10 protein-coding genes and 1 pseudogene are annotated in these 12,015 nt (G+C 68.6%); 5 read left to right on the top strand and 6 right to left on the bottom strand.

What is annotated here, in order from left to right; translation table 11 throughout:
* Positions 1-947, top strand: a pseudogene (locus Q7V15_RS09755) (TonB-dependent receptor); the annotation flags it as partial.
* A gap of 39 nt (positions 948-986) precedes the next feature.
* Here the strand turns inward: Q7V15_RS09755 and Q7V15_RS09750 are convergent.
* Complete coding sequence (locus tag Q7V15_RS09750; protein WP_304755379.1) at positions 987-2,003, bottom strand: NAD(P)-dependent alcohol dehydrogenase; 1,017 nt, start codon at positions 2,001-2,003, stop codon at positions 987-989.
* A 79-nt stretch (positions 2,004-2,082) separates the two neighbouring features.
* On the opposite strand from Q7V15_RS09750, the gene Q7V15_RS09745 reads away from it, so the two are divergent.
* Positions 2,083-2,712 carry a hypothetical protein gene (locus Q7V15_RS09745; RefSeq protein WP_304755378.1) on the top strand — a complete coding sequence of 210 codons (630 nt, stop codon included), beginning with the start codon at positions 2,083-2,085 and terminating at the stop codon, positions 2,710-2,712.
* Here the strand turns inward: Q7V15_RS09745 and Q7V15_RS09740 are convergent.
* The gene (locus tag Q7V15_RS09740; RefSeq protein WP_304755377.1) at positions 2,678-3,841 is read right to left on the bottom strand and encodes an MFS transporter; all 1,164 of its coding nucleotides are present in this window, start codon (positions 3,839-3,841) and stop codon (positions 2,678-2,680) included. The two genes, Q7V15_RS09745 and Q7V15_RS09740, sit on opposite strands and share 35 nt — an antisense overlap.
* 45 nt (positions 3,842-3,886) lie before the next feature.
* Positions 3,887-4,918, bottom strand: coding sequence for a DUF1176 domain-containing protein (locus Q7V15_RS09735; RefSeq protein ID WP_304755376.1), 1,032 nt, complete (start codon positions 4,916-4,918; stop codon positions 3,887-3,889).
* Between the two features lie 84 nt (positions 4,919-5,002).
* On the opposite strand from Q7V15_RS09735, the gene Q7V15_RS09730 reads away from it, so the two are divergent.
* Positions 5,003-5,407: a DUF423 domain-containing protein gene (locus tag Q7V15_RS09730; RefSeq protein ID WP_304755375.1), complete on the top strand. Its 405-nt coding sequence runs from the start codon at positions 5,003-5,005 to the stop codon at positions 5,405-5,407.
* Between the two features lie 56 nt (positions 5,408-5,463).
* Here the strand turns inward: Q7V15_RS09730 and Q7V15_RS09725 are convergent, their stop codons facing one another.
* Complete coding sequence (locus Q7V15_RS09725) at positions 5,464-6,681, bottom strand: multidrug effflux MFS transporter (protein ID WP_304755374.1); 1,218 nt, start codon at positions 6,679-6,681, stop codon at positions 5,464-5,466.
* A 103-nt stretch (positions 6,682-6,784) separates the two neighbouring features.
* Between Q7V15_RS09725 and Q7V15_RS09720 the strand changes: the two genes are divergently transcribed.
* Positions 6,785-7,780: an alpha/beta fold hydrolase gene (locus tag Q7V15_RS09720; RefSeq protein ID WP_304755373.1), complete on the top strand. Its 996-nt coding sequence runs from the start codon at positions 6,785-6,787 to the stop codon at positions 7,778-7,780.
* Between the two features lie 8 nt (positions 7,781-7,788).
* Positions 7,789-8,781: a prolyl aminopeptidase gene (gene pip / locus Q7V15_RS09715; RefSeq protein WP_304755372.1), complete on the top strand. Its 993-nt coding sequence runs from the start codon at positions 7,789-7,791 to the stop codon at positions 8,779-8,781.
* Between the two features lie 15 nt (positions 8,782-8,796).
* Here pip and rodA read toward each other — a convergent pair whose 3' ends face one another.
* Together rodA and mrdA are read right to left on the bottom strand one after the other, a co-directional pair.
* On the bottom strand, positions 8,797-9,951 hold the full coding sequence (gene rodA / locus Q7V15_RS09710) for a rod shape-determining protein RodA (protein ID WP_304755371.1): 1,155 nt from the start codon (positions 9,949-9,951) through the stop codon (positions 8,797-8,799).
* Positions 9,948-11,930 carry a penicillin-binding protein 2 gene (gene mrdA / locus Q7V15_RS09705; protein ID WP_304755370.1) on the bottom strand — a complete coding sequence of 661 codons (1,983 nt, stop codon included), beginning with the start codon at positions 11,928-11,930 and terminating at the stop codon, positions 9,948-9,950. The genes rodA and mrdA overlap by 4 nt, the downstream gene beginning before the upstream one ends.
* Positions 11,931-12,015: the final 85 nt, after the last annotated feature.

Genomic DNA, 12,015 nt, shown 5'->3' with positions numbered 1-12,015 from the left:
CCCGAACCCGCGACGCCATCGTCGCCTTTCCCTCGGCCTCGACCCAGGTGGAGGCGGCCTTCCCCGACCGTTTCACCCGCGACGCCTCGGGCGCCCTGACCGCCATCGACGCCCGGCCGGTGAACTTCGCCCTCCAGGCTCGGGACGAGGTGCGCTGGGGCCTGACCTATTCGCGACAGATCGGCTCGGAGCCGACCGCTGAGGAACGGGCCGAGATGCGGCGTCGGTTCGAGGCCGCCCGTCCCGCCGCCGCAGCGGGAACCGAGGCTCAGGCGCCTGCCCGGGGCGGCGCGCAAGGGACCGCGGGACGCCCGCCTTCAGGGGATGAGGGGTCGCCGGACGGCCCTCCGCCCGGCGACGGCGCTGGCCCCTCGGGGCCTCCCGGCGGCGGCATGGCCATGGGCGGGCGCGGCCCAGGCGGTCCTGGCGGCGGCGGCTTTGGCGGCTTCGGCGGCGGCGGCCCCCGCAGCGGGGTTTTCCAGGTCGGGCTCTATCACACGCTCGCCCTGCGCGATGAGGTGCAGATCGCCCCTGGCCTGCCCAAGCTCGACCTGCTGGACGGCGCGGCCCTGGGGTCCGGCGGCGGCTCGCCGCGCCATCAGCTGGAGTTGCAGACCAACTATTCCAAGGCGGGGCTCGGGGTGGCCATGAACGCCGACTGGCAGAGCGCCACCAGAATCTCCGGCGCCACGCCGGACGGGGACCTGGAGTTCTCCGACCTGGCGACGGTCAGCCTGCGCCTGTTCGCCGATCCGGGGCGGCAGCGCTGGGCGCGGGACCATCCCTGGATGCGTGGCGCCCGGGCGACCCTGTCGATCGACAACATCTTCGACGCCCGTCAACAGGTGCGCACCGGCGACGGCGTCGTCCCGATCACCTACCAGCCGGACCTGCTCGACCCCGTGGGCCGGACGGTCCGCCTGACCGTGCGCAAGCTGATCTTCTGAAGCTGAAGGCGGCCGGCGCCTTGCCGGCCGCCTTCAGACCTAGAACTCCAGGACGATCTTGCCGAAGTGCTCGCCGCCGGCCATGGCGGCGAAGGCCGCCTTGGCCTCAGTCCAGGGGAAGACTTTGTCCACCACCGGCGCGATACGATGAAGCTCGATCGCCTTGCACATGGACTCGAACATGTCGCGGGAGCCGACGAAGACGCCCTGCATCTTCGCCGCATTGCCGATCAGCACCGCCGGATTGATGCCGGCGCCGCCCTGGGCGACCACGCCGATGATAGCGATGTGGCCACCAATGCGGATGGCCTTCAGGCTCTGGTCGATGGTGCCCTGGCCGCCCACCTCCATGATGAAGTCCGCGCCCACTCCGCTGGTCGCCGCCCGCACGGGCTTGGACCACTCCGGGGTCTCGCGGTAGTTGACCAGGTGGTCAGCGCCCAGCCCCTTGGCCCGGGCCAGCTTGTCGTCGGAGGACGAGGTGATCAGGGCCCGCAGGCCCGCCGCCTTGGCGAACTGCAGACCGAAGATCGACACCCCGCCGGTGCCTTGCAGGACCACCGTGTCGCCCGGCGACAGGTCGGCGTCCTCGAACAGGGCACGCCAGGCGGTGAGCGCCGCGCACGGCAGGGTCGCCACCTGCTGGTCGGTGAGGAAGTCCGGAACCTTGGACACACCCTCCTGGCTGAACACCGCCAGTTCGCGCCCGGCGCCCGGGATCGGCGAGCCGAGCGCCGTCATGGCCTTCTCCAGGGTCGGCGGCCCTGACAGCCAGCCCTGGAAGAACAGGGTCGCCACCCGGTCGCCCACCTTGACCCGGGTCACGCCCTCGCCGACGGCCTCGATCACCCCGCAGCCATCGGAGAATGGCGTCACCGAGCCGCCGGTGGCCGAGCCGCGGCTGTACATGCCGTTGATCATCAGCAGGTCGCGATAGTTCAGCGACACCGCCTTCATCCGCACCAGCACCTCGCCCGGGCCAGGCTTGGGCTCCGGCGCCTCGATGATCGTCAGGTGGTCCAGGCCCCAGGGATCGGCCGCTTGCAGTGCGCGCATGGTCTTAGACTCCTACGTTTTCACCAGTCTCGTCGGGCGCCCCTGGGGCATTCAAGGGCAAGTGGGCTATATTGGCTCCATGACCCCTCGCCTCCTTCTCGCCGGCTTCGGCAGCTTTCCGGCCGCGCCGCTCAACCCGTCCGCCGCCGTCATCGCCACCCTGGCCCGGGAGTCCTGGGCGCCGCCCGGCGCGCAGGTCGACTATCTGACCTTGCCGGTCCAGTGGCAGGGCGCGACCGAGACCATCCTGCGTCAGCTCCAGACCAGCCCGGCCGACGGCGTCCTGGTGGTCGGCGTGGCGGTGGAGGCCGAGGCTTTCCGGGTCGAGACCCTGGGCCGCAATTGCGCCAGCCCTGAGCGTCCCGACCAGGCCGGCCGGGTCTGGGGTTCCCCCCTGATCGCTGACGCTGGCGAGGACGTGATTGCGGCCTCAGCCCCCTGTCAGGCCATGGCCTCGGCGCTCGAGACCGAGGGCCTGCCGGTCGACCTGTCGGAGGACGCCGGGGACTATCTGTGCAACTTCACCCTCTACCGGCTGCTGCACGCCAAGGCGGCGGCGCGGGTGGGTTTCCTGCATGTGCCCCAGGCCCGGGAGTGCGCCGAGGCCGCCGCCTTTGATCTGGCGCAGATCCGCCAGGCGGTCACCTCCGCGGCGGGCGCCTTCTGCGCCGAGCTCAGCCGTCCAGTCGCCGAACCCCATAGAGCCTGAGCGCGCCGGCCAGGCCCAGGGCCGACATGGCGGCCATGGCGAAATAGCCATAGGCCCCGACGGCGTCATAGAGCGCGCCAGAGGCGATCGTCGCCAGTCCGATCAAAAGACCGCCGGAAAAGGCCGAGTTCATGGTCTGGGCCGATGAGGCGTTGGCCGGGGTCGACAGCCGCTCCACCAGCTGCAGCGAGGCCATGAAGGTGGCCGCAAAGCTCAGCGCATGCAGGGCCTGGATCGGAAACAGCAGCCAGAGCGGCGGCGACAGGGCCAGGGCGCCCCAGCGCACCACGGCTGCGGCGCCGCCGATCACCAGCAGTCGCCGGGGTCCCACCGCGCGTCGCCAGGGCTCCATGAACCACAGAAAGCCGATCTCCACGGCCACCCCGAACCCCCAGAGCACGCCGGTCAGGCTTTCGGGAATGCCCTGCGCCTTCCAGACCAGGGCCGAGAAGCCGTAGTAAAAGGCGTGGGCCGACTGGATCAGCCCCACCGACACCACCGCCAGCATGAAGCCGCCGTCCTTGACCAGCGCGCCCAGGCCCGCCAGGCGCTCGGCCAGGGCCACGCGGCCGCCCTCTTCGCGCACAGGGTCCGGCGGCAGCAGAAAGCGCGCGCCCAGGGCTGTGAGGATGGCCGCGATGATGATCCAGATCAGCACCAGGTCGGCGGGCCCCTGCACCAGCAGCACCCCCATGACCACATTGGCCAGGATGAAGGCCGCTGAGCCGATCCCCCTGGGCCAGCCATAGTTGAAGCCGTCCCGCCTCGCCCTCGCCAGCACGATCACATCGGTCAGGGGCGAGATGGTCGACAGGGCCGAGGCGGCCACGAACCAGACGGCGAACCACCACCAGAATCCGAACGGCGCCGCCAGCAGCAGATAGGCCACGGCCGCCAGGGCGCCCATCAGGATCAGCGGGGTGCGGCGGAGGGTGAAACTGTCGGCCCAGACTCCGATGGCCGGCGCCGTGATCATCCGGGCCATCATCGGCGCCGACAGGATCAGGCCGATCTCCGCCCCGGAGAGACAGTAGCGGGCGAACCAGACCGGGATATAGGGCGCGCTGGCTCCCAGCCCCACAAAGATGGCCGAGTAGAACAGACCCAGACGCACGGGCAGCGAGGGCATGGTGGGGGCCTGCGGCGGTTGGAGCCCGTCCGCTCTAGCCCGAGTCTAGCGCGACCGGTAGCTGACCGGCCACTGGTCGGGCTTGACCCCCTGGCACTCCGGCATCAGGACCTGATGCTGCAGGGTGAAGGCCTCGCCGGTCCAGACCCAACGGGTGATGGCGCCGCAGTCGCCCAGTCCTCGACCCTTATCGAAATTGCTGAGGGTCTGGGTCGCGGGCTCAAAGCTGATGTTCATCAGTTCGGACGTGGTCTCGCCGCTGGGATAGCTGAGCTCCAGGGCGCGGACATCGCCGCCGCGGTCATCGGTGAGAAACAGCCGGTAGATGACATTGTAGGCGCCGCGGGAACAGACGATCCCCCAGAACAGTCGTCCCTGACCAAGCCGGGCCACCTCTGGCGCGAACCCAAGTTCGGCGATGTCGTCATCGCAATCGGTCAGGCGGCCCTGAAGCGCTGAGGTAGGCATGGCAGGCAGGCGGGTCTGGGCCACGGCGGGCGCGGCCGTCACCCGTGGGATCGCTGGCGGCGCAGGCGTCTCCGACGCCGGACGGGCGCCCCGGGCCACCAGGGCGCTCACCGTCCCGGCGCGTTTCTGGCGATCATCGACGAACCGCAGGGCGGCGCTGGATCCGCGCAGCGAGATGGCGGCGGCGGGATTGCGCCCCTCGACCAGGGTCAGGGTCCGGCCATTGGCCAGCACCGCCAGGAGGGCGCGGGTCTGATCGGGGGTCAGCTCGGTGATGCGGCGCTCATCATCGTCGGCCATGGGGGTGGCCGGCAACGCCGCCAGGCCCGGAGGGGTGACCCCATCCACCGACAGGGCGAGGGTGGTCGCCGCGGTTCCGGCGGTGATCAGCGACACCCTCGGCGGCGCTTGCGCCTCAGCGTCCCGGGTGAGCAGCAAGAGGGCCGAACTGCCCATTTCGCCGAGATCCCCGAAGCCCATGGCGGTGCAGGTGCGGCCATTGTCGCAAACCACCGCCCAGTCGCCGAAACTGCCGCTGTCGGCGAAGGCCGCGCCGGCGTGGGCGAAGACCAGGGCCGTCGCCGCAAGACTGATGTTCCGCAAGCCCATGGTCTGTCCCCTGGCTTGGCCGCGCGATGCGACCGCCGTGATTCGCTAACGCCGTGTCATGGGACTATCTCAGGGTCCCGCCCCATGGCGAAAATCATAACGCAGGAGGACGCCGTGGGTGTCGATCGCATCTGGCTTGGACTGGCCGCCATAGGGGGACTGCTGTCGGTGGCCATCGGCGCTTTCGGCGCCCACGGAGTCGCCGATCCTCAGGCCAAGGCCTGGATGGACACCGGCGCGACCTATCTGGCGATCCATTGCCTGGCGGTGTTTGCTGCTGGCGCTGTCGCCGCCCAAGGGGCGCGGCTGGCGAGATTGGCGCCGATGCTCTTCCTGTCCGGCGGCCTGATTTTCTGCGGGACCCTGTTCGCCATGGCCATGGGCGCGCCTCGGATCCTCGGCGCGGTCACCCCGGTCGGCGGCCTGCTGTTCATGGGCGGCTGGATCGTTCTGGCCATCGCGGCCATGGCCCGGCCGAAGGACGCCTAGCGCCTCTTGAGCGCGTTTCCTCCCGATAATCGGTTTCCACCTATCGGGAACGCGCTCTAGGGCGCTGCCGCGTGGCGCGTCAGGGCGAGGCGACGCAGGGCGAACGCAGAACCGGCCAGGGCCAGCGCCATGGCGATCCCCATGGGGCCTGGGGTGCCGTCATAGGCCAGCCCCGTCAGGCTCGCGGCCACCGCACCCACGCCAAAGGAGGCCCCGCCCATCAGGGCCGAGACCGAGCCGGAGCGGCTGGGATCGACGCTGAGCGCGCCGGCCATGGTGTTGCCCTGGATGAAGCCATAGGTGGCCAGGATCAGGAACAGCAGAGGCAGGACGGTCCACCGCTCTCCCCACCCCGTCACCGCGGCGATGGCCAGCAGGAGGCCGAAGCCGACCGCGATCAGGCTGGCCCGGGCCAGGACCTGGTCGGGACCGACATATTTCAGCAGGTAGCGGTTGACCTGGCTGGCGCCGATGACCCCGGCGGCGTTGAGGCCGAACACCCATCCGAAATTGGCCGGTGAAATCCCATAGACTTCGATCAGCAGCACCGGCGAGGCGGCGATGTAGGTGAACAGGGTCGCCCCGTTCAGGGCGCCGGCCAGGGCGTAGCCCACCAGCCGCCTCTGACCTAGCAGGGCGGCGAAGGCCGCCAGGGGGTTCTCCCCCCGCGCCTGGACCGCGGTGGCCTCCGAACGGCTTTCCTCCAGGCGGAACATTGCGAAGGCGCCGACGATCAGGCCAAAGGCCACCAGCACCCAGAATATGGCCCGCCAGCCGGCGAGCTGCAGGATCAGGCCCCCCAGGAGCGGCGCGACAATGGGGGCTATGCCCATGATCAGCATCAGCAGCGACAACATCCGGGCCGTCTCGGTGTGGTCGAACCGGTCGCGCACGATGGCCCGGGCCACCACGCCGCCGGCGCATCCGCCGAGCGCCTGGACGAAGCGGGCGGCGATCAGCATGTCGGGGCTGGTCGCCAGGGCGCAGGCGACGGTGGCGGCCACATAGACGGCGATGCCCGCCAGGATCGGCCCGCGACGCCCGAAGCGGTCCGAGGCCGGACCATAGATGAACTGACCGATCGCCATGCCGGCGAAAAAGGCCGCCACCGTCGCCTGGGTCTGGGCCGCGCTGGCCCCCAGGGACCGCCCGATGTCGGGCAGGCTCGGCAGATACATGTCGATGGACATCGGCGCGAAAGCCGTCAGCGCCCCCAACAGGATGACCAGCCCCCAGGGCGTGGGGACGGTCGGCGCAGCTTGGACCTTGGTCATGCCCCTATCTAGCGCCCAATCCCTGCGGGGAAAGGGGCCGCGCTTGCCTTCCCCGGTTTTATCGGACCACCATTCCGACCTCCCCAGTCCACCGGAGCGATCGATGACGCCTGCCCTCCCCCACGCCCTGACCCGCCTCATGCCCCCCGTGCAGACCGCGCCGGTGAACGGGATCGAGATGGCCTATTATGAGGCTGGTCCGAAGGACGGTCCCGCCATCGTCCTCTGTCATGGCTTCCCTGAGACCGCCTTTTCCTGGCGCCATCAGATCCCGGCCCTGGCCGCCGCCGGCTACCGCGTGATTGCGCCGGACCAGCGGGGCTACGGCCTGACCAAGGGGCCTGACGCCGTGGCCGACTATGACATGGAGCACCTGACCGGCGATCTGGTGGCCCTGCTCGATCACCTGGGTCTGGAAAAGGCCGTGTTCTGCGGCCACGACTGGGGCGGCTTCGTGGTCTGGCAGATGCCGCTGATGCACCGCGAACGTTGCGCCGGGGTCATCGGTCTCAACACCCCCTATCTGCCCCGCTATCCCGCTGAGCCGATCTCGCTCTTCCGCCAGATCTACGGGCCGGACATGTACATTGTCTGGTTCCAGACCCCTGAGGCGCCCGATCAGGCCCTGGCCGCCGATGTCGCCAAGACCATGCGGTTCTTCATGCGCAAGCCCGCAGCCCTGCGCGAGACCAGTGAAAAGAAGACCGGCGGTTCAAGCTTCGCCTTCGCCGAAGCGCTGGCGGCCTACGACCCGGCCGCAGACACCAATCAGTTCCTGAGCGCCGACGAGATGGCGGTGTTTGTGGCCCTCTTCGAGCACAGCGGCTTTACCGGCGGCATCAACTGGTATCGCAACTTCACTCGCAACTGGGAACGGGGGGCGGATCTGCCCACGCGCATTGATGATCTGCCCTGCCTGATGATCATGGCCGAGAAGGATGCGGTCCTGCCGCCCTCCATGGCTGACAAGATGGGCGACCACATTTCCGACCTGGAGAAGGTCCTGGTGACCGACTCCGGGCACTGGACGCAGCAGGAGCAGCCGCAGGCGGTGAATGGCTACATCCTCGACTGGATGCGGCGGCGTTTCCCGGGGTAAATAGGCCCATGGATCGCCCCTCCCCCTTCACAGCCGTCTCATCGCCTGGTCAACGTCGTGGCCTGTTCGCCGAAAACGAACCCTTCGCCCATGGCTGGCTCCCCACCGAAAGCGAGCACGAGGTCTATTACGAGGAGTGCGGCGCACCCGATGGCAAGCCCTGCATCATCCTGCACGGCGGACCCGGCGGGGCGATCAATCCCACCATGCGGCGCTTCTTCGATCCCTCGAAATGGCGCATGGCCCTGTTCGACCAGCGGGGCTGTGGCCGCTCACACCCCAATGCGCGACTGGAGCACAACACCACCTGGACCCTGATCGCCGACATCGAGCGGCTGCGGGTCAAGTTGGGCGTCGAGAAATGGACCGTCTTCGGCGGCTCCTGGGGCTCCACCCTGGCGCTGGCCTACGCCATCACCCACCCAGACCGGGTCGAGGGCCTGGTCCTGCGCGGGGTCTTCCTGCTCACCGAGAAGGAGCTGCGCTGGTTCTACCAGGACGGCGCCTCAATGCTGTTTCCCGACGCCTGGGCCCACTTCCTGGCGCCGATCCCGGAGGATGAGCGCCACGATCTGATGGGGGCCTATCACCGGCGTCTCACCCACGCCGATCGCCGCATCCAGGCCGAGGCGGCGACGGCCTGGAGCCAGTGGGAGGGCGACACCATCTCCATCCGCGGGCCTGAGGCGCGGCCATCCAAGTTCAATGAGGTGGACTTCGCCATCGCGTTTGCGCGGATCGAGTGCCACTACTTCGTCAATCGGGGCTTCTTCCCGGAGAACGACTGGATCCTGAAAAACGTCGACAAGATCCGGAACATTCCCGGCTGGATCGTCCAGGGGCGGTTTGACGTGGTGACCCCGATGGACGCCGCCTGGCGGCTGCGCCAGGCCTGGCCCGAGGCCAAGCTCGACGTGGTGTGGGACGCCGGCCACGCCTCCACCGAACCTGGGGTGGTCGACGCCCTGGTGCGGGCCACCGACGAGGCCCTGGCCAGGTAGGTCCTCAAGGGCCCGTCAGACGAAGGCGCCCTTGCCGCTGGTGACCTCGGTGTAGCGATGCACCCGCACCGACTGCACCAGACCAAAGCCGATCATCACGGTCAGCATGACCGTGCCGCCGTAGGAGAGCAGCGGCATGGGCACGCCCACCACCGGCGCCAGGCCCATGACCATCGCCCCGTTGATCAGGACATAGAAGGTGAAGGTCGCCGTCACCCCGGCCGCCGCCAGCCGGCCAAAATGGCTGTGGGCCACCGACGCGGTGCGCAGGGCCATGAAGATCACCGCCGCGAACAGGGCCAGCACCGAGGCGCAGCCCAGGAAGCCGAACTCCTCGGCCAGGGTGGCGAAGATGAAGTCGGTATGCTTTTCGGGCAGAAAGTTGAGCTGGCTCTGGGAGCCTAGCCCATAGCCCTTGCCGAAAAAGCCGCCAGAACCCAGGGCGATCTTGGACTGCAGGATGTGGTAGCCCGAGCCTGACGGGTCGCTTTCAGGATCGAGGAAGGTCATCACCCGCTTGCGTTGATATTCGTGCATCACGAACATCACCATGATCGGCACGGCGACGACGAAGGCCACCAGGGCTGCGCCGATGATCCTCCAGGACAGTCCGGCCAGAACCACGATGGCCCCCCCGGTGAGGATGATCAGCATGGCGGTGCCCAGGTCGGGCTGATGGGCGACCAGCAGGACCGGTGCGGCGATCATGGCCGCCGGGACGAGCAGCCACCAGGACAGGCGCGCGTCCTCGGCAGAAATGCCGTGATAGAAGCGCGCCAGGGCCAGAACGATGCCGACCTTCATCACCTCCGATGGCTGGAAGCTCATGAAGCCGAGGTCCAGCCAACGGGTCGCGCCCATCCGGGTGTCGCCAAAGAACTCGACGGCCACCAACAGTCCGAGGCCAAATCCGTAGATCGGATAGGCGAGCGCGAACCAGACCCGGATATCGAACAGGGCCAGGGCGATCATCAGGGCGAAACAGAAGCCAAATCGGAACAGATGGGCCGCCGCCCACGGCTCCCAGGAACTGCCGGCCACCGAGAACATCATCAGGGCGCCGGCGCCCGCCAGCAGGCAAAGGGCGATGCAGAAGGTCCAGTCGATCTGGGTGAACTTGACCACCAGCCGGTCGCGCTCACCCGGGCGGCGCAGGGCGCTGACGGTCATGTGGGGTCGCCCGGCTCGAGGTCGGCGGGCATCACATCGACCGGCCCGCCTGGCGCAATGCCCACCGGCGGCAGGTCGGTGACATCGGGCATGGGCATGGGTTGCGTGATGCGGGCGCGAATTTCCGGATCCTTGAGCAGGGCCACGCGCATGACCTCCCGGGCGCGGGGCGCCGCAGCCGTGGCGCCCCCCAGGCCCCCATGCTGAATGATCACCGAGATGGCGTAGCGCGGCTCGTCGATCGGCGCGAAGGCCACATAGAGGTTGTGGTCCTTGAGCCCCCAGCGGACGCTGCGGCTGTCGCGGTTGGCGACCCCATCATAGCTTCGCACCTGGGCCGTGCCCGTCTTGCCGGCCATCATCACATCCCCCAGGCCAAGCTGGCTCTGGCGATAGGCGGTGCCGCTGCGGTCGTTGGCCACCGAGATCATGCCGGCGCGGACATAGTCCAGATGCTCCTGCGAGAAGGGCAGGTCGGGCGCGTCGTCGCCCGGCGGCATCTCGATCCCGCCCACAGACTTGACCAGGCGCGGGTTGAGCTGCGTGCGGCCATTGGCCAGACGAGCGGTCATCACCGCCAATTGCAGGCCGTTGGCGGTGATATAGCCCTGGCCGATCCCATAGCTGACGGAATCCCCCGGATGCCAGGTGGGGTCGCGCTTGACCTGGGTTCGCTTCCACTCGGTCGAGCCGACGACGCCGGTGCGCTGGCCAGGGATGCCGATGTCAAAGGCTTGGCCGAAACCCAAGGCCTTGGCCGCCCGGGCGATGTGGTCTGGCCCCATGCGCAGGGCCACCTGGTAGAAATAGACGTCGCACGAGTTCTTGATGGCGTCGTGCATGTTCTGCGAGCCGTGGCCTCCGTGGCGCCAGCAGCGCCAGGTCCGGCCACCGAACCGCCAGCCCCCCGAACAGTGGATTCGCTCCTCGGGATTGATCCCGGCGTTCAGGGCCGCCAGGGCGGTGGTCATCTTGAAGGTCGAGCCCGGCGGATAGGTCCCGCTCATGGCCTTGTCCAGAAGCGGGCGGCGCTCATAGTCGGCCAGGGCGCGGTACTCGGCCACCGACAGGCCCCGCACAAACCGGTTGGCGTCGAAACTCGGCGCCGACACCATGCAGAGCAGGTCCCCGGACCGACAGTCCATCACCACGATCGCGCCGCTCTCGTCGCCCATGACTTCCAGGGCGCGGTTCTGGATGTCGACGTCCAGGGTCAGTTCGACAGTCTTGCCGGCCACCGCCTGGATGTCGCCGTCGGGGTCGTTGCGGATCTCGCGACCCCGGGCGTCCACCTCGACCTTGCGGGCGCCCGTGCGGCCACGCAGGTCCAGGTCAAAGGCCTTCTCCACCCCCTGGCGGCCAATCCGGAAGCCCGGGTGCAGCAGGATGGGCTCGGAGTTGGGGCCGGTGTCCGTGAGATCCTCGCGGTTCACCTTGGCCACATAGCCGATGACATGGGCGAAGGCGCCCCCATAGGGATAGACGCGAACCTCCCCCATGTCGGCGGTGACATTGGGCATTTCCGGCGCCCGGATGTTGATGGCGGAGAACTGCTCCCAGGTCATGTCCTCCATGACCGAGACCGGCACCCGGTTGGGGGTCCGGTCGAATTCCCGCAGCAACCGCGCCTGACGCTCGTCATCCAGGGGCACGAAATGGGCCAGGGTCTTCAGGGTCGGCGCCGGCTCATGCTCGCCATCCTTGACGACCAGCAGACGAAAATTGGGGCGATTGGTGGCCAGGATCGCGCCGTTGCGGTCCACGATCAGCCCCCGGGGCGGCGGCACCAGACGGAAGTTGAACTGGTTCGAGGCCGAAAGCTTCTGGTAGCGCTGGGCCTCCAGGATCTGCAGGTGGGCCAGACGGCCCCCGAGCGCCAGCATGCCCACGCCGGCGAAACCGCCCATCAGGAAGCTTCGGCGGTGGAAGGCCCCCTGCCGCTCATTGACCTCGGAAAAGAAGATGGACGGCTCGCTCACCGCGCTCGCCTCTATCGGAACCGGACATCGGCGTCGTCGAACCTGTCGATCAGCCGGTGTGCGAATGGATATAGCAGGATTGTGG

This window comes from Phenylobacterium sp. (assembly GCF_030651755.1).
Lineage (GTDB): Bacteria > Pseudomonadota > Alphaproteobacteria > Caulobacterales > Caulobacteraceae > Phenylobacterium.
This window is presented reverse-complemented; position numbering and strand designations above follow the sequence as displayed.

Bases quoted from the DNA above. Each gene is read 5' to 3' on its own strand.
- Q7V15_RS09720 (WP_304755373.1), top strand. From the start codon at position 6,785: ATGACGCCTGCCCTCCCCCACGCCCTGACCCGCCTCATGCCCCCCGTG.
- Q7V15_RS09745 (WP_304755378.1), top strand. From the start codon at position 2,083: ATGACCCCTCGCCTCCTTCTCGCCGGCTTCGGCAGCTTTCCGGCCGCG.
- Q7V15_RS09740 (WP_304755377.1), bottom strand. From the start codon at position 3,841: ATGCCCTCGCTGCCCGTGCGTCTGGGTCTGTTCTACTCGGCCATCTTT.
- rodA (WP_304755371.1), bottom strand. From the start codon at position 9,951: ATGACCGTCAGCGCCCTGCGCCGCCCGGGTGAGCGCGACCGGCTGGTG.
- Q7V15_RS09725 (WP_304755374.1), bottom strand. From the start codon at position 6,681: ATGACCAAGGTCCAAGCTGCGCCGACCGTCCCCACGCCCTGGGGGCTG.
- Q7V15_RS09735 (WP_304755376.1), bottom strand. From the start codon at position 4,918: ATGGGCTTGCGGAACATCAGTCTTGCGGCGACGGCCCTGGTCTTCGCC.
- Q7V15_RS09750 (WP_304755379.1), bottom strand. From the start codon at position 2,003: ATGCGCGCACTGCAAGCGGCCGATCCCTGGGGCCTGGACCACCTGACG.
- pip (WP_304755372.1), top strand. From the start codon at position 7,789: ATGGATCGCCCCTCCCCCTTCACAGCCGTCTCATCGCCTGGTCAACGT.
- Q7V15_RS09730 (WP_304755375.1), top strand. From the start codon at position 5,003: ATGGCGAAAATCATAACGCAGGAGGACGCCGTGGGTGTCGATCGCATC.